This window comes from Vibrio sp. 10N.286.45.E10, assembly GCF_002874195.2.
GTDB lineage: Bacteria > Pseudomonadota > Gammaproteobacteria > Enterobacterales > Vibrionaceae > Vibrio > Vibrio crassostreae.
The window spans coordinates 686,091-702,326 of record NZ_MCWD02000002.1 but is presented as its reverse complement, the minus strand read 5'-3'; the positions used below and the strand labels follow the sequence as shown (position 1 = coordinate 702,326).

17 protein-coding genes and 1 pseudogene are annotated in these 16,236 nt (G+C 43.6%); 14 read left to right on the top strand and 4 right to left on the bottom strand.

Annotated features, from left to right (window positions below; genetic code table 11):
- Positions 1–110 precede the first annotated feature (110 nt).
- Positions 111–734 (top strand): LysE family translocator, encoded by a 624-nt coding sequence (locus BCU34_RS16270; RefSeq protein WP_102478964.1) that lies wholly within the window; start codon positions 111–113, stop codon positions 732–734.
- Between the two features lie 195 nt (positions 735–929).
- Here BCU34_RS16270 and BCU34_RS16265 read toward each other — a convergent pair.
- A pseudogene (locus tag BCU34_RS16265) lies at positions 930–1,526 on the bottom strand (tyrosine-type recombinase/integrase).
- Positions 1,527–1,760: 234 nt separating this feature from the next.
- Here BCU34_RS16265 and BCU34_RS16260 point away from each other — a divergent pair.
- On the top strand, positions 1,761–2,384 hold the full coding sequence (locus tag BCU34_RS16260) for a DJ-1/PfpI family protein (RefSeq protein ID WP_102478963.1): 624 nt from the start codon (positions 1,761–1,763) through the stop codon (positions 2,382–2,384).
- Complete coding sequence (locus BCU34_RS16255) at positions 2,377–2,811, top strand: MarR family winged helix-turn-helix transcriptional regulator (RefSeq protein WP_102478962.1); 435 nt, start codon at positions 2,377–2,379, stop codon at positions 2,809–2,811. Before BCU34_RS16260 ends, BCU34_RS16255 begins: the two co-directional genes overlap by 8 nt.
- A gap of 145 nt (positions 2,812–2,956) precedes the next feature.
- Here the strand turns inward: BCU34_RS16255 and BCU34_RS16250 are convergent, their stop codons facing one another.
- The gene (locus BCU34_RS16250; protein ID WP_102431583.1) at positions 2,957–3,799 is read right to left on the bottom strand and encodes an AraC family transcriptional regulator; all 843 of its coding nucleotides are present in this window, start codon (positions 3,797–3,799) and stop codon (positions 2,957–2,959) included.
- A gap of 378 nt (positions 3,800–4,177) precedes the next feature.
- Positions 4,178–6,163, bottom strand: coding sequence for an acetoacetate--CoA ligase (locus BCU34_RS16245; RefSeq protein ID WP_102478961.1), 1,986 nt, complete (start codon positions 6,161–6,163; stop codon positions 4,178–4,180).
- 200 nt (positions 6,164–6,363) lie between these two features.
- Here BCU34_RS16245 and phhA point away from each other — a divergent pair, with 200 nt between their 5' ends.
- From phhA to BCU34_RS16225, 4 genes are all read left to right on the top strand, one after another.
- On the top strand, positions 6,364–7,158 hold the full coding sequence (phhA, locus tag BCU34_RS16240; RefSeq protein ID WP_017630281.1) for a phenylalanine 4-monooxygenase: 795 nt from the start codon (positions 6,364–6,366) through the stop codon (positions 7,156–7,158).
- Positions 7,148–7,486, top strand: coding sequence for a 4a-hydroxytetrahydrobiopterin dehydratase (locus tag BCU34_RS16235; RefSeq protein WP_017102223.1), 339 nt, complete (start codon positions 7,148–7,150; stop codon positions 7,484–7,486). The genes phhA and BCU34_RS16235 overlap by 11 nt, the downstream gene beginning before the upstream one ends.
- A gap of 249 nt (positions 7,487–7,735) precedes the next feature.
- Positions 7,736–7,945 (top strand): DUF3283 family protein, encoded by a 210-nt coding sequence (locus BCU34_RS16230; RefSeq protein WP_102431580.1) that lies wholly within the window; start codon positions 7,736–7,738, stop codon positions 7,943–7,945.
- A gap of 96 nt (positions 7,946–8,041) precedes the next feature.
- Positions 8,042–8,758: a YebC/PmpR family DNA-binding transcriptional regulator gene (locus BCU34_RS16225; protein ID WP_017057670.1), complete on the top strand. Its 717-nt coding sequence runs from the start codon at positions 8,042–8,044 to the stop codon at positions 8,756–8,758.
- A gap of 165 nt (positions 8,759–8,923) precedes the next feature.
- Here the strand turns inward: BCU34_RS16225 and BCU34_RS16220 are convergent, their stop codons facing one another.
- Positions 8,924–9,175 (bottom strand): DUF2798 domain-containing protein, encoded by a 252-nt coding sequence (locus tag BCU34_RS16220; protein ID WP_057622702.1) that lies wholly within the window; start codon positions 9,173–9,175, stop codon positions 8,924–8,926.
- Positions 9,176–9,260: 85 nt separating this feature from the next.
- Between BCU34_RS16220 and BCU34_RS16215 the strand changes: the two genes are divergently transcribed.
- The 7 genes from BCU34_RS16215 (at position 9,261) to BCU34_RS16185 (ending at position 16,194) form a co-directional block, all read left to right on the top strand.
- Positions 9,261–10,163, top strand: a complete 903-nt coding sequence (locus BCU34_RS16215; protein WP_102478960.1) for a LysR family transcriptional regulator — start codon at positions 9,261–9,263, stop codon at positions 10,161–10,163.
- Positions 10,164–10,175: 12 nt separating this feature from the next.
- Positions 10,176–11,051 (top strand): NAD(P)-dependent oxidoreductase, encoded by an 876-nt coding sequence (locus BCU34_RS16210; protein WP_102478959.1) that lies wholly within the window; start codon positions 10,176–10,178, stop codon positions 11,049–11,051.
- Between the two features lie 323 nt (positions 11,052–11,374).
- Entirely contained in the window at positions 11,375–12,895 is a 1,521-nt protein-coding gene (locus tag BCU34_RS16205) for a catalase (RefSeq protein ID WP_170960877.1), read from the top strand.
- Between the two features lie 113 nt (positions 12,896–13,008).
- The gene (locus BCU34_RS16200; RefSeq protein ID WP_102478957.1) at positions 13,009–13,473 is read left to right on the top strand and encodes an ankyrin repeat domain-containing protein; all 465 of its coding nucleotides are present in this window, start codon (positions 13,009–13,011) and stop codon (positions 13,471–13,473) included.
- Positions 13,474–13,511: 38 nt separating this feature from the next.
- The gene (sodC, locus tag BCU34_RS16195) at positions 13,512–14,024 is read left to right on the top strand and encodes a superoxide dismutase family protein (protein ID WP_102478956.1); all 513 of its coding nucleotides are present in this window, start codon (positions 13,512–13,514) and stop codon (positions 14,022–14,024) included.
- Between the two features lie 448 nt (positions 14,025–14,472).
- Entirely contained in the window at positions 14,473–15,048 is a 576-nt protein-coding gene (locus BCU34_RS16190; protein ID WP_133146197.1) for a hypothetical protein, read from the top strand.
- A gap of 465 nt (positions 15,049–15,513) precedes the next feature.
- A complete protein-coding gene (locus BCU34_RS16185; RefSeq protein WP_102480239.1) occupies positions 15,514–16,194 on the top strand; it encodes a hypothetical protein in 681 nt (226 codons plus the stop codon).
- Positions 16,195–16,236 lie beyond the last annotated feature (42 nt).

Sequence of the window (16,236 nt, the reverse complement as noted above, 5' to 3'; positions counted from 1 at the left end):
AGCCCACGCTTATGTGTTCAATATAAAAAACACTCGTTCATTAAAATGATTTTACATTTATCGTAATTCATGAAATGAAAGCGGACATCAAATATTAAGAGGAAATTAAATTGGAATACATGGTTTCTATAGCGCTATTTGCTATTTCTGCTTCAGTTACTCCTGGCCCCAATAACATTATGGTTATGACATCAGGACTAAACTTTGGCGTGCGAAAGAGCCTGCCTCTACTGACAGGCATTTGTGTCGGATTTACTGTTATGCTACTGGTTGTCGGATTGGGGTTCGGCCACCTTTTTACACGGTTTCCACAACTGAGTTTAATCATAAAGATTGTTGGGACAGCCTATTTGCTTTACTTGGCCTGGCTTATAGCCAGAAGTGGCTCAGTAGATAGTAGCGCTCAAAAAGCCAAGCCACTGGGTTTTCTAAAAGGAGCAATCTTTCAATGGGTTAATGCCAAAGCATGGGTAGTTGCTATTGGTGCGATTTCTTCATTCACAACGATAGGAGAACAATACACAACCCAAAGCCTGACCATTGCTACAACCTTTTTCCTCGTTTCGTTTCCATGCGTAGGGATATGGCTACTGTTTGGTTCTTTCCTACAACAAACACTGAAATACAGTAACTATCTACTTTGGTTTAACATGTCTATGTCTTTTTTGTTATTGTTATCGGTCTTTCCAGTGATTGCAGACATTAGGCAGCAGTTAATAGCTAGTTGGCAATGAATAGTTATTCAGGTTCAGTCTTAAACGAGTTAACTTACAAGATGGAAAGAAATGGGAGATTCCTTTCATCACTCCGCTAGTAGCAACCATGAGCAAAAGTACTGTGATTTCAGTGGCACGATTTGCCACTGAGTCATTACGTTAACACCGAATGGGGCACAGGCTTTTCAGAAGAAAAGCCTGTTTCATCACCTGTCAGCAGTCTGTTTTCTCAGACAACCTCAGAGCGTCTTCTAGTTCAACGCCAAGGTATCGAATTGTATTATCTAGCTTCGAATGTCCATGTAAAATCTGTACGGCCCTGATGTTTTTCGTTCTGGCATATATTAACGTGGCTTTGGTGCGGCGCATGGAATGAGTGCCGTAATAGTCAGCATTCAGTCCCAGTTTTACAGCCCAGTTCCTGATAATTGAACGATAGAATGAGTAGCTGATAGGTTGCCCAAAGCGTCGGCTACTCGGGAATAGAAAGCTGCTTGCCTCTAGGGATGCTGCAAAAATCCATCGGCTAATACTTTGCTATGTTCTCGGAGTAATCTCATAATGGACATCGGTGCCAGTTTTTTGCTGGATGCACTGAACCCTTTCATAGATAACCCCTTGCGAAGAAACATCGTAAACGTGTAGCTTTAGTAAGTCACTCGCTCTTAATTTGCTATCTATAGCTAGGTTCAGTAATGCGAGCTGCATCAGATCATTTTCAATCTCCAGCCTAGTTCTGATCCGCCAGATCTCTTCAAGCTTAAATGGCCTTTTGATGCCACTGCATTTTCCAGAAGATAACTTTCTCATGATGACCTCCTCTCAATGTTTTGGTCAACATGAAGTTTGGCCGTCAAATTTAGTAGGGTTTAGGAAGCTCTTAAATGTCGGTGGACAGAAACTGAAAGGCTGAACTCTGTGATATCAACTTAATTAATGTAAAGTTTGTGAAATTGTATGCAACTCCCATTGAATTTATTTCCTTGTAATTGTGACAGTACGCTGACACAATGTAAGTCTGTTGTCATTTTTGAGGTGTAATTTATGAAGGAATCTATTTATCTAGCTGTATATGACGGTATCTCTGATTGGGAGTACGGGTATGTCTTGGCTCATATCAACTCTCAAGAGTTTCAAGCTTTCCCTGACAGGTTTGTAATAAAGACGGTTGGGCGAAATAAAGAATCGATTAGAACTAAAGGTGGATTAACTGTCGTGCCAGATTTATCTCTCGATAAGCTAAATCCCTCTGATGGTAAAATGCTTATTCTTTGTGGTTCAGATAATGCTGCTTCAGGCGGCATCGATGATTTTGTCGATGCAGCCAAGCGTTTTATCGACAATGGTATTTGTGTTGCAGCTATCTGTGGTGCAACCGCTGCTTTAGCGAGAAAAGGTATATTAGATAATGTTCCGCATACTAGTAATGCAAAAGAATTTCTGGAAATGACAGGATATGCAGGTAGCCAGAACTATATCCAAGAACCCGTTGTATCGACAGACTATTTGATCACCGCAGGGGGTATTGAACCTATTGCTTTTGCGGCAGAGATATTCAGGAAGTTGGAGATCTATTCTGAAACTACGCTAGATTCTTGGTTGAAATTATTCGAACAGCGGGACATAACTGGTTTTTACGAGTTAATGGAGAATTCCTTCAATGAGTGACCCAAGACATGACCTCAGTACTTTAGCCCTAACTGTTTTTTCTTTAAATGGTCAGTTTTTATCAATAGCCGAGAATATTGCTTCTCGGGCAGATCTCACTGCAACTCGCTGGCAAGTGTTGGGGGCTCTTGTTAATGATCCTCTTACACAAGCTGAAGTCGCACGTCAAATGGGGATCACACGTCAAAGCGTTCAGAGAACCAGCAAACAGCTTATCGATGAAGGTATGTTAGAAACATTAGAAAATCCATCTCATCAAAAGGCTATGTTACTTCAGTTAACGCCAAAAGGTCATAATGCTCTGTCAAAAATAAGACCATTTCATAAAGCATATGCAGAGCAACTAATTGATACGGTTGGGGAAGAAAAAGTAGCTGAAATGGTTAAAGCCATAACTGAACTATCAACCGCAATGAAAAGCCTTTAATCTATATGAGTGATACAGAGCGCCAATCATGAGAAAATGTAATCTGATTTCAGTGGCACGATTCACCAACGAATAATCACTCTAACGCAGAATGGGGCAAAAGTGAGTCAGCCGTGATTGACTGACTCAAGGGAAGCTCTCTTAGCTATTTGATCGGAATATAGATTTCGGTTTTTAAATTCTCAGGTTTAGTTCGTCTTGGGTCTCGATTCAGGTACACCTCAAAGCATGGTTGATCTCGCAGTTCAAACCCACTCTCTGGTAGCCATTTCAAGAGTAAATAGCTATAAGCTTCAGAGAGTTTCTCGTAAGTACCTTTGTGTAAGGCCTTGGCATATTTGCCACCCAAGATTGTCTTGCGCTCGATACCTTCAGGTAATTCCATCTCAGTAACGATCGTTGCACATGCATCGTAGCGTATATTATCTACAAGGGTTATATTCGGGTCGTCATGGCTTATTCCTATCGTTATTGTCTCGGGTTGAATTAAGCGATTAGAATAAACAAACGGCATCAGTTGACCCCATGCGGTTGCAGCAGCATCATTGTATTTGCCACTACCTCTGGAATACAGGACTTCCGTAGACTTGCGATCGACAACGTTTATATTCATCTTTATGTCCTCAAAACTAGTGAGTTGTTGCCCTTTTAAGGCAGGAACTGTTTTTTGATGACGAATATACGATGGTGTACAAGAGAACTGCTTTCGCATCGCCTTATTAAAAGAAGCTTGGTTTTCATAGCCACAAGAAAAAGCAATCTCAGTCATGCTCTCATCTCCATAAGCAATACTTCGTGCCGCCCTCTCTAAAAGCAGGCGCTTACGCATCGCATATACACCCTCGCCATAATAGGCTCGGAACAAGTGATGAAAATGGTATTTTGAGAAGTGAAATTTTGATAATAGCTCTTCTATTACCATCGGTTGATCAAGGTGAGATTCTAAATACCTCACTACCTTCTCCAACCTCACATAGTTGTTCTGCATTACTTATACATCCATCCTATTTCGACATAGGTAGTGTCCTATACCGCGAGACTAAGTGATTTTCCATTATTGCTAATTTGTCTGAAAGTTTAGATTCAAGACCGTTTTCAAACCTGACATCAATCTAAAAAATACAAGCAACATAAGAAAAAGTAACTAAAGAACATTGCCAATTTGGCTACTGAATAAAACACTACGGGGCCGAAATGAGTTCGAGCAGTCTGTTGGAACGGCTTAAAGCTAGAGTTAAAAAGTGACAGACATATCCTGACTACTCTACCTAAAAACATCGAATACTAAGATCAAAAAAACCTCCACAGCGTCACTTCATTATCCGTGGAGGGGCGCTTCTCACTCACGCTCTTCTAGGTCTTAACACTAAAGCGAAACTACACGCTTTATCTCTTCCAAAACCTCGGCGTTAGCGATAGCCCCGAGGTTTTCTACATCCTTGCCATTCACGACCTGCTTCACCGCCAGTTCTACCAGTTTTCCTGAGCGTGTTTTTGGCACGTCACTGATCGCAAAAACCTGGCTCGGCACATGCCTTGGCGAGCAAGATGATTTGAGCTTGTGCTTAATGGCGGCCAATAGCGTTTCATTTAGAGCTACACCTTGCTGCAGTTGAACGAACAACCAAATTTGCTCATTGCGGTCGACATCTTTACCGACGGCGATGGAATCTATGATGCCCTCAATGGTGTTCACTTGTTGGTAGATCTCAGCAGTACCAATACGCACACCACCAGGGTTGAGTGTGGTGTCGCCTCGCCCATAGAACAGATAGCCGCCATGCAGACTCTGCGCGACCTCGTCACCGTGATGCCACACATTATCGAACCTGTCCCAATAAGTGCTGTGATAGCGCTCTCCGGTGTCATTCCAGAAGCCAACTGGGAAATTGGGGAGGGAATTGGTACACACCAGTTCACCACGTTCGTGCTCGACTTTATGGCCCGTTGAATTGAATACCTTGATGTCGACGCCAAGCCCTGCCTGTTGGCACTCACCGCGATACACTGGCGAGATAGGGTTACCCAACACAAAACAGCCACAAATATCCGTGCCGCCAGAAATGGATGCTAAATGCAGGTCTTGTTTGATGTGTTTGTAAACGTAATCAAATTGCTCTGGGTAAAGCACAGAACCTGTTGAGCACAGTGTTCTTAAATGAGGCAGAGAGTGGTTTTCTAATGGCGAGAGCTCTGCCTTCTCGATCGCTTCTAGATACTTAGCTGAGGTGCCAAATGTCGATACGTCAGCTCGCTGCGCCAAATCCCATAGAACATTGGGTTGCGGGTAAACCGGACTACCATCAAAGATCACTAAACAAGCGCCGCTGGCAAGCGCAGAGACGTGCCAGTTCCACATCATCCAACCACAAGTGGTGTAGTAGAACACGCGGTCGTTTGGCTTAACATCGCAATGAAGCTGATGCTCTTTTAGGTGGTTGATGGTGGTGCCACCAACCGAGTGAACAATACACTTTGGCTTGCCTGTTGTGCCGGAAGAGTAGAGTACAAACAATGGTTCATTGAAGCTGACACGCACAAATCGTACAAGTTGTGGCTGATAATGATTGATCATGTTGTGCCAGCTTCGAATCGACACATCATTTTCAAAGTCATTCCTTCCCAAGTAACCGATCTGACACACCTGTTTTAGCTCGGTTAAGTGCTCGATGATTTCACGGTTCTTGTCCGTCATATCGAACGTTTTGCCATTGAAGGTATAGCCATCACAGGTGAACAGCACCTTGGGTTTCACTTGGCCAAATCGTTCAATCACACTCTCGACACCAAAATCAGGCGAGGTCGATGTCCAAATCGCGCCCAAGCTGGTGGTTGCCAGCATCGCTATTACGGTTTGTGGCAGATAGGGCGTATACGCGGCAACCACATCACCTTGCTTCACTCCGCTATCGACAAGCCATTGCTGAACGCTAGAGACCGCTTCACACAGGGTTTTCCATGTATAACTCTGTTGTTCGCCACGTTCATTCTCAAACCAAATCGCAAGCTCATGAGGCATGGTGTGTGCCAAACGCAGCAAGTTCTCAGCGTAGTTTACTTGTGCATTCGGAAACCAAATTGCATCACGATTCGATTTAGGCTGCTGCCAGCGGATCTCACCTTGCGTTTTGATGTCATCCCCTTGCGAGCCAACCACGCCACAAAACTGCCACACGTTTTGCCAAAACGACTCCGGCTGATCCACCGACCATTGATGGAGATCTGCGTAGCTTTGTATGTCTCTATCTCGGTTTAAGTCAGACAGATTAAGGTTGTTGATAAATCGGGTTAAGTTGGCATCGGCGATACGCTGCTCGCTTGGCTGCCAAATTGGCTTATTGCTTTCGTGCATTCCTTTACCTTTAACAAAAAGTTAACGATTTCAGTCTGGTATTTAGGTTTTACAAAGTCAAAAGATCAGCAAAATAAGGGGGGGGGCGGAATTGTGTAAATAAAATGTTACACGATCGCCTGTTTCGAAAAGTCGTGTAAATTGGCGGATATAAGGAGTGGAGATAGGCTTAAAGTGAGACATTCGAAAGGAGGTGTGTAATGACTCAATATCATTCTAAGCCCGTGAGCCAAGAGGGATGGGTTGAGTGGAGCCTCGAAGAAGATGCCATTTGGCACGACTTGGTGAAAAGGCAACTGGACGTCATTAGTGACCGCGCTTGTGATGCCTATTTGCACGGTTTGACCCTGCTGGATCTGCCATTAGACAGAGTTCCCCAGCTTCCAGAGATAAACAAAGTGCTAAAGGAAACAACAGGTTGGCAGGTTCAGCCTGTGCCTGCGTTAATCGATTTCGACCGTTTCTTTGATTTGCTCGCGAATAAGAAATTCCCCGTCGCGACATTTTTGAGAACGCGAGACGAGTTCGATTACTTACAAGAACCTGATTTCTTTCATGAAATTTTTGGTCACTGTGCCATGCTCACTAATGCTGATTTCGCAGCATTCACTGAGCATTATGGAAAACTAGGCCAAGCCGCGACATCCAAACAGCGCGCTTACCTTGCCCGTTTGTATTGGTTTACGGTCGAGTTCGGTTTAGTAAAAGAAGGCCAACAATTGAAAATCTATGGCGGTGGCATTCTTTCGTCTCCGGCGGAAACCATGTATGCGTTGGGAGGGGATTTGGCCGTTCGCGAGCGGTTCGATCTGCAAACGGTTTTAAGAACGCCTTATCGCATCGACATCATGCAGCCGAAATATTACGTGATCGACGAGCTATCTGAGCTCTTCAAAATCAGTCAGGAAAACCTATTACAGCAAGCTGATCTCGCGATTGATGCGGGGTTACTACCACCACTTTTTGAACCCAAGGAACCCACACATGTTGAATGAACAAAAATGCGAAGCCTGCAGTATCGACGCGATTGCCTTAAGTAAAGATGAGCAACAATCTTTACTATTGGAGTTGTCAGATTGGCAGATCATGGAAAGAGACGGCATCCCACAGCTTGAGAAGGTGTTTAAGTTTAAGAATTACAAGCAAGCATGGGCATTCAGCAACAAAGTGTCAGAGTTGGCAGAAGAAGAGTTCCACCATCCTTCGATCTTATTGGAGTGGGGCAAAGTCACCGTCACTTGGTGGAGCCACTCAATTAAAGGCCTACATAAAAATGATTTCATCTGCGCCTCACGCTGCGATGTATTCGCGGTGAGTGAGTAGTTTCATAGATTAGAAATCACTCTTTCGCCTTTGTGATGTGATTAACTCATTATTCGGCTCATTAGGTGAGTCGAATAAGCAATACTTTCGCATCATGGGGCGTCACTTCTCTCAAACTAGCTTGACCTGCATCAGCGACTTGCTTGGTTTCGGGTCTCATAAACCCTTTCTGTTACTCATAGTATTGGTTTTATGAGGCTGCTCTATGATATATTTCTCGGCCAAGTGTATTACAGACGAAGGCTAGCAATGTCTATCAACCTTTCACTCCTTCCACCCAGCGAGAAAAATAGAATCGAACTGGATAAGCAAGCATCGTTTCTTGTATGGAAACTGAAGCAAGCGAAATGTGGCCCTGAAGCCATTGTTGAAGAAGCAATGAAGCTAGGTGACCCAGATGAAAAGGTGTGGTTTGAACAGTCTGTAGAAAAATACAAACGGGTAATGGGTGTCGCATAAACGCAGACAAACCTTGCCCAGCAGTGCTGTAGAATTGAAATGACACAGTAATTTGCTAGAATTTGCACCGTTAATTGAATCAGAGAGAAGATCCCGATGGGAAGAAGTTTTGAAGTGCGCAAGGCCTCAATGGCGAAAACTGCAGGCGCAAAAATTAAAGTTTATTCTAAATACGGTAAAGAGATTTACGTACTGGCTAAGAACGGCAGCTCTGACCCAGACATGAACCTACCTCTTAAGCACCTGATTGCTAAAGCGAAGAAAGACCAAGTACCAGCTCACGTTATCGACAAAGCGATCGATAAAGCGAACGGCGGCGGCGGTGAAGACTTCCAACCAGCTCGTTACGAAGGTTTTGGCCCAGGTGGCACAAGCGTGATCGTTGACTGTCTAACTGACAACGGCAACCGTACTTTCCAAGACGTTCGCCAATGTTTCGTTAAGACTGGCGCGAAAATCGGTGTTGAAGGTACTGTTTCTCACATGTTCGCTCACCAAGCTGTATTCCAGTTCAAAGGCGAAGATGACGAGATCATCCTAGAAACGCTAATGATGGAAGACGTAGACGTGACTGACGTTGAGCTAGAAGACGGTGTTATCACTGTATTCGCTCCAACGACTGAGTTCTTCAAAACGAAGACAGCACTAAACACTGCGTTCCCAGAGCTAACTCTAGACGTTGAGGAAATCACTTTTGTTCCTCAAACGACTACGCCAGTAGCTGAAGAAGATTCTGAGAAGTTCCAGAAGTTCTTAGACATGCTTGACGACTGTGATGATGTTCAGCAGGTTTACCACAACGCTGAGCTGTAATCTTTACAGTAACAACAGTTATTAAAAAACCGAGCCTAGTGCTCGGTTTTTTTATGGGCGTAATTCAGGCGTTTATCCATGAACAGCGTTTTTTGAACGCATCTCTTTGGTCGCAGCCTCTTAATGATATTGTCTAGAACATAGCTCCTGAACATTAACCCTTGATCATCGTTCCGTGATCTCAGGTTCGCAAAGCGTTCTCGGGCGACAAATCCATGCAGAGAGTTTTCTGATCAAAGGGAGCACGGTGAGGTTGAGCACGATGGCACACGGCCAAGCAATGAAAAAGCTTTGCATCCAGATTGGCGGCCATTCGTGGCTGAACCCCATTTTGTAGCCAGAAATTAACCCAGACATGATGGTCGCCATGGTCAGGGAGGATAAAATCGCGGTTACCCAAAATTGTTTGTTGTTCATATTATGTTTCTCCCGTGATTTTCTGTTGTTGATGAGATAAGGTTACTCCTATCCATTAATGAGAAAAATAGGCACATATAGAAGTATGAATTCCATATTTGGAAACATTGATGATCTGTTCTTATTCTGTGCAGTGGTTGAAGAGGGCTCTTTGCTATCAGCCTCGAAACGGCTGCAACTGCCTGTGTCGACTATGTCACGTCGGTTAACCGCATTGGAAGATCGCCTTAATATCCGACTTTTGGAAAAGAAAGGTCGTGAGCTGGTGGCCACTAAAGACGGCGAGGCGGCCTTTGCTGCACTGAGCAGTGGCATGGAGTCTATCCATCAAGGCTTTAATAGCTTGTTGGAAGAGCGTGATGCTATCCAAGGCAAGATTAAGCTCGCAGTGCCTCATAACTTCTACAGTGGCTTTCTACGCTCGACGGTAGAGCAATTTCTCACTCAATATTCAAAGGTTCAACTCGACCTAACCCTGAGCCAGCAGCAGCTTATTCCACAGACCGATCGTGACTTACTGATCACGTTTAAGATCTCGGATATGGAAGGCATGATTGCTCGACCACTTTTCAAAGCCAAACACGGATTTTATGCAAGCCCAGAATACTTAGATTCGCGAGCAACAATAGAAAAGCCTGACGACTTAGAGCTTCAAGATTGGATTAACGTTGATGATGTGTTTGATATGCCGCTCTACAAATCCGACCGCTTAGAGCAGATGATCACGATTAAACCTAAGTTCATCGTTAACGACATTCATGCGGTGGCAGCAGCGGCGCAAAAAGGCTTAGGGCTTGCATCATTGCCTTTTCGTCATGTATCCCGAGAGATGAATTTGATTCAAGTGCTTCCCGAATATCATCGGGGTGATCGCCAAGCGTATTTAGTGTACAAAGAAAGAAAATATCAGCCAAAGGCTTTGACCTTGCTTATTGATGCATTGATTGAGAGTGTTCGATCTTTTCATAGCGATGACTTGGTCAAATAAAAGGAGAAAGAAATGAAAGTAAGTTTTATCGGGCTAGGCGTTATGGGCTTCCCAATGGCAGGTCACCTAGTCAAAGCTGGTTTCGAAGTAACGGTATTTAACCGCACTCACAGCAAAGCGCTAGACTGGGCTGATAAACACCAAGGTAAAGCGGCAGAATCTGTGGCTGAGTGTGTCGCAGAAGCCGACGTGGTATTGGTTTGTGTGGGTAACGATGACGACGTGCGCAGCATGACAACCAGCGAAACAGGCGCACTGGCTGCAATGAAGCCAAACGCGATTCTTGTCGACCACACAACAACGTCTGCAATCCTGTCTGAAGAGCTTGAAGTGGCTGCGAAGCAATCACGTGTTCGCTTTATGGATGCACCAGTATCTGGTGGCCAAGCAGGCGCAGAAAACGGCGTGCTAACTATCATGTGTGGTGGTGAGCAAGAGCTATTCAACGACCTTCAACCTGTATTCGAAGCTTACGGTAAATCGTCAGTTCTGATGGGTAAAGTCGGCCAAGGCCAACGCGCAAAAATGGTTAACCAGATCTGCATCGCGGGTGTATTGAACGGCTTATCTGAAGGCTTGGTACTTGCTGAAAAATCAGGTTTGGATATCCCAACTCTGGTTGATTGCCTTAAAAACGGCGCAGCAGGTTCATGGCAGATGGAAAACCGTGCTACCACAATGGCGCAAGACAAGTTCGATTTCGGCTTCGCAATTGATTGGATGATCAAAGATTTAGGTTTCTGCCTAGATGAAGCAGAACGTCAAGGCATCCAACTTCCGTTGACTGAAAAGACTAACAACGCTTACAAGGCATTGTCTGCTGAAGGACAAGGCCGCATGGATACATCAGTATTGATGAAAGCTGTCGTTGAAGAGACTAAAAAGTAGAAGAGACGAAGAAGTAGAAAGATCGAAGTAATTGAAGCTTCGTTTAGATAACTAAAAATAGCCGCTGATTAGCGGCTATTTTTGTTTGGTTTGTATAGAAGTACAGGCGAAGCGTTGGTTTTGAAACTCACAATTGGCCAGTGGTTTACACTCATCCTAATCAAATGTCATCGTTCCATCGTTTTCACCTATTGAATCTATCGTTATTTCCCATTAAACAAATGTAAACATTGAAGTTATATTCTTGGTGGGCAGAAAAGAGCTTTTGAATATCCATTTACCACTCGATTGGTTTAATGGTTAGCACGCATTGGAGAGCAACCATGCAGATGTCAAAAAGCTTTTTATTAATTACAGTTGGCTTAGCTAGCACATCTCTACAGGCTCAAACCCTGACAAGAGACAACGGTGCACCAGTAGGTGATAACCAAAACTCCATAACAGTAGGTGAGAATGGCAGTGTATTACTGCAAGACGTCCATCTGATCCAAAAATTGCAGCGTTTTGCCAGAGAACGTATTCCTGAGCGTGTTGTTCATGCTCGTGGTACGGGCGCACATGGTGAATTCGTCGCTTCTGGTAATTTTAGTGATTTAACGGTTTCCGACCCTTTTACTAATAAAGGTAAGGTGACTCCTGTTTTCGTTCGTTTTTCGACCGTTATTCACTCTAAAGGATCACCCGAAACACTTCGCGACCCGCGTGGTTTCGCCACCAAATTTTATACTGAACAGGGTAACTGGGATCTGGTAGGGAATAATCTGCCTGTGTTCTTTATTCGTGATTCGATTAAGTTTCCGGATATGGTGCACTCTCTAAAACCGTCTCCAGTCACCAACGTTCAGGATCCAAACCGATTCTTTGACTTCTTTAGCAGTGAGCCGGGTGCGACCAACATGCTGACTTGGGTGTACAGCAATTTAGGTACGCCAGCGAGTTATCGGACCATGGATGGCTTCGGGGTTCATGCATATAAGTGGATCAATAAGCAAGGCGATGTGAACTATGTGAAGTTCCAATGGAAGAGCCAGCAAGGCATCAAAAGCCTTCGCCCTGATCAAGTCACTGAGATGCAAGGTAAAGATTTTAACCATCTTACCAATGACCTTTACGCCGAAATTGGCCGACGTAATTACCCTAAGTGGGATCTTTACGTGAAGGTCTTGTCTCCGGAGGCGTTGAGCAAGCTTGACTACAACGGGCTGGATGCAACCAAAGTATGGCTGAATGTGAAAGATCAAAACGTCGGAACTATGACGTTGAACCGTCTACCTGAAAACTTCTTTCTAGACACTGAACAGTCGGCATTTTCGCCTTCGAATCTAATTCCTGGTATCGAGCCGTCTGAAGACCGTTTACTGCAAGGCCGTTTGTTTGCGTACGCCGATACACAGCTTTACCGCTTAGGAGCAAACTTATTCCAACTGCCCGTTAACCGACCGTTAGTGCCGGTGAGCAACCATAACCAAAATGGGTTGAGCAACAATGCATCGCTAACTAATGGTGCCGTGAACTATGAGCCAAGCCGAAAAATAGAGTTAGCAGAAGATGTTCAATTCAAAGCCGTAGAAACCAAGCTTGTTGGTACGGTGCAACAAAAAGCGATCAGCAATCCACGAAATTTCTATCAAGCGGGTGTGCAGTACCGCAGCATGAATGAACAAGACAAAAATGATTTGATTGCTAACCTCGCTGGTGACTTGAATAAGGTGACGGATAAAGGCATCAAAACGACGATGGTGAGCTACTTCTATCGTGCAGACAAACAATATGGAACGCGTTTGGCTAAAGCCACTGGCACCAGTATGTCACGAGTGGAAAAACTCTCACAAGCGAACAATTAAGCAATAATCTAAGACGTAAAGTTTTGGCCTGCGGGAGATTTATCTGCTCTTTTCTGCCCGAAAATCAGGGCTCCTGTAGGCCATTCTCTAATCAAGTTAGTTAGGGGGAATAAATGAAAATCGTATTTTTATTCAGCTCCGTTTTTTTCTCTTTGATCTTCTCGCTCAGCTTATTGGCTGCTGACGACAAACTGGAAGAGGAATACCAATCTCTGGTTGGGTTGTTCTTTGATTCCGCTCGTATTGGTAACAATGACGTGATCGATGCATTTGTTTCTCAAGGCTTCCCCGTTGATCAACGCAATAACCAAAGTTACACCGCACTCATGGTCGCTGCTTATCAAGGAAACAGAGAAACCGTGGGGCTTTTACTCGATTCTGGTGCCAATGCATGCCTGCAAGACAAGCGTGGAAACACCGCTTTGATGGGGGCATTGATTAAACGCGAAATTAGTATTGCGAAAGACTTGTACCAAGCGGAGTGTTCCCCAGAATTGCGTAATAAAGCAGGACTTAATTTGAAAGAATTTGCCGAAATCTATGGTCAATCCAATGTGCTGAAATCCCTTTCGCACTAAATGAAGTGTGCTAATAACAATAAAAAGGACGTAATAATATGAACAAAACAACATGGCTTGCTGCACTCGCCCTTATCTCTTCTCCTGTTTTTGCTGAAATAGTGAATGTTGAAATGATTGATCTTGACTCGGGTCAGTCAACCGGAACTGTAATGATAAGCTCAAGTGAATACGGATCTGTTTTTACGCCGGTATTGAAAGGTTTACCTGCTGGTACACATGGCTTCCATGTACACGCCAATGGTTCATGCGAAAGCCTCACCAAAGATGGCAAAATCATACTCGGTGGGGCTGCGGGCGGACATTATGACCCAGAGAAAACGGGTAAGCATGGTTTCCCTTGGACGGATGATAATCACCTTGGCGATTTACCGTCGCTTTACGTTAATACTCATGGCATAGCCGACCAACCAGTAATGGCGCCAAGAGTGACATTAGATGACGTGAAAGGCAGAGCGTTGATGATCCATGCTGGCGGTGATAACCATTCTGACCATCCGGCTAAACTTGGCGGCGGTGGTGCACGCATTGTATGTGGCGTGATTAAGTAGTCTCTTCTTTAAGAGTCATAAAAAGCGCTCCGACTTATTTGGGGCGCTTTTTGTGTTCGGGTATTACACCTATACATCTAACGCAGAACTGATATCAATCGATTAGGCTTTAAAGCATTAACTTGTTAGTCATACGTAGAGCTAGAGCGAACAGGTACACTGTGGATGTTTAGTTCGCTATGGTACAGAAGTATATCAACACTTTATGGAGAATCAACAAATGAAGACTAGTTCAATTACAGGGAATACCCATGAGCTCACATATTTGGTAAGCGAGTAAATATTTTTCCATGTCTGGTCTCAAATTTTATCAAAGATGATGTCCTTTGAATATTAATGGTGTTGTTTGATGAACGATAAAATTATTTAATTAAAAATCTACTGTAGAACAGCGTTGGCTGTGATAGCCTAAATAGTTATAATTCATTATGCATTTTTTGAGGTCTTTGTGAGATTTACCCTATTAATATTCTCGTTTTTATTCTTTACAGGCTGTGCAAATAAGTATATTCCTCCACAAGGTTCTAACACTGCCACCATTAATATATCAGCAAAATCAGACTCAATTGAATTGGCCCCAAATATAATCATGCATGTGGTATATTCATTTGATGACCTAAATTGTTCTGAACCTAAAGAGATTGAGAGTGATACTTTTTCTGAGCTAAATATTGATATCAATGACATTAAAATCTCTGTAGGAAAACCATTCGTATTTGGGGTTAAATATAGCGAGTCCCGTGGTTCTCGGTTCATGACTTGTAGCTCTCTCAACTCATTTATTCCTGTCCAAGGTAAAACTTATCAAGCGGAATTCGAGTATTATAATAAGATAAACTCATGCGATGTTACTGTTACTGAATTATCCCCGAATGGGAATAAGGTAGTTGATATTCAGGAGGCAGAACGAACTTGCTTCATTGACTTATCTCGAGACGAGAAGTTCAAGAACGGAGTTGCTGTGTTAAATAAGGCGGAGAAACTGCCTTATGAACAAATTTTTAAGAGTTTAGATACGCCTTAAAATTAAGATCTTAGTAGTAATCAGGAGTAGTACAATATCATTGAACGTTCTGCTATGACATTTACAATGTTAAACTACGGCTTTACTTCATTGTCCCCTAGACATAACTAAGTACATCTATAGGCTTGCTTCTGACAAGAGCAATTAAATCGGCGAATTCATCGCCGATTATCAAAATAGAAAATAATGTGATTAATTTTTATGAGTTATGATGTACGTTTCGGTAAATAACGAGGTTGAAAACCAATCTGAAGTCTATATATTCATAGGTGTGTTCTTCGGCAGTTAACAAAGGTAATGACATTCGCCCTGACATCTCTGGCTAAAGTTCTTACCATATATACCACCACTCACACCCTCTCCAAGCCATTCACTCCTTATAATTACCATTCGTCGCATTGATAAAACGGCATAACAAATTCTAGTTAACCTTTCAACGTCAACATTTGAAAGGGATTAGAAATCATGACTACTTCACACTCATTTAATTCAAGCTCTACCACCTCTCAGTTTAAGCGTTCATTACTGATTGCACTTGTTTCATTCGCACCCACTTTGGCGCAGGCGAACCCGAGTTCAGACGTGCTCGACATCTATAATCAAGCCGCGCAAGGTAATCAAGATTTGGTTGAAGTGGCTTATGAACGCCTTAATGACACGTTGCAACAAGATGGCGCGACACCACTGACTTTGGTGTACCTAGGCAGCACAGAAACCTTAATGGGGCGTGATGCGTTCTTACCTTGGAACAAGATGAAGTATGTCGAAAAGGGCTTATCGACCATTGATAAATCACTGGCTCTGCTTAAAGACGAAGACCAACCCATTCATGAACAACCTCGTGTTCAAGGGTTGCCAGATTCTTACCTGACTCGCGCCATGGCCGCGGTGACTTACACCTCTCTTCCAGACATGTTTAACCACTTTGACCGCGGTTATGACTTGTTCCTGTCGCTGCTCGCGGAAGGTGATTTTCAACAACAACATTTCGCTGCGACATCTTGGATTTATCGTTATGCAATTGAGGCATCGATTCGTGCTGAAGACTTCAAGCAAGCACAGGTGTGGCTTGAAAAAATGGAAAGTACTGATACCGGAAACATCGAGACCATGACGGCCAAAGCCCTACTTGCGAAAGCTAAATAAAGGGCAAGGAAGCTAAATAGTTGGCTAGTAATCAGAGGAAAA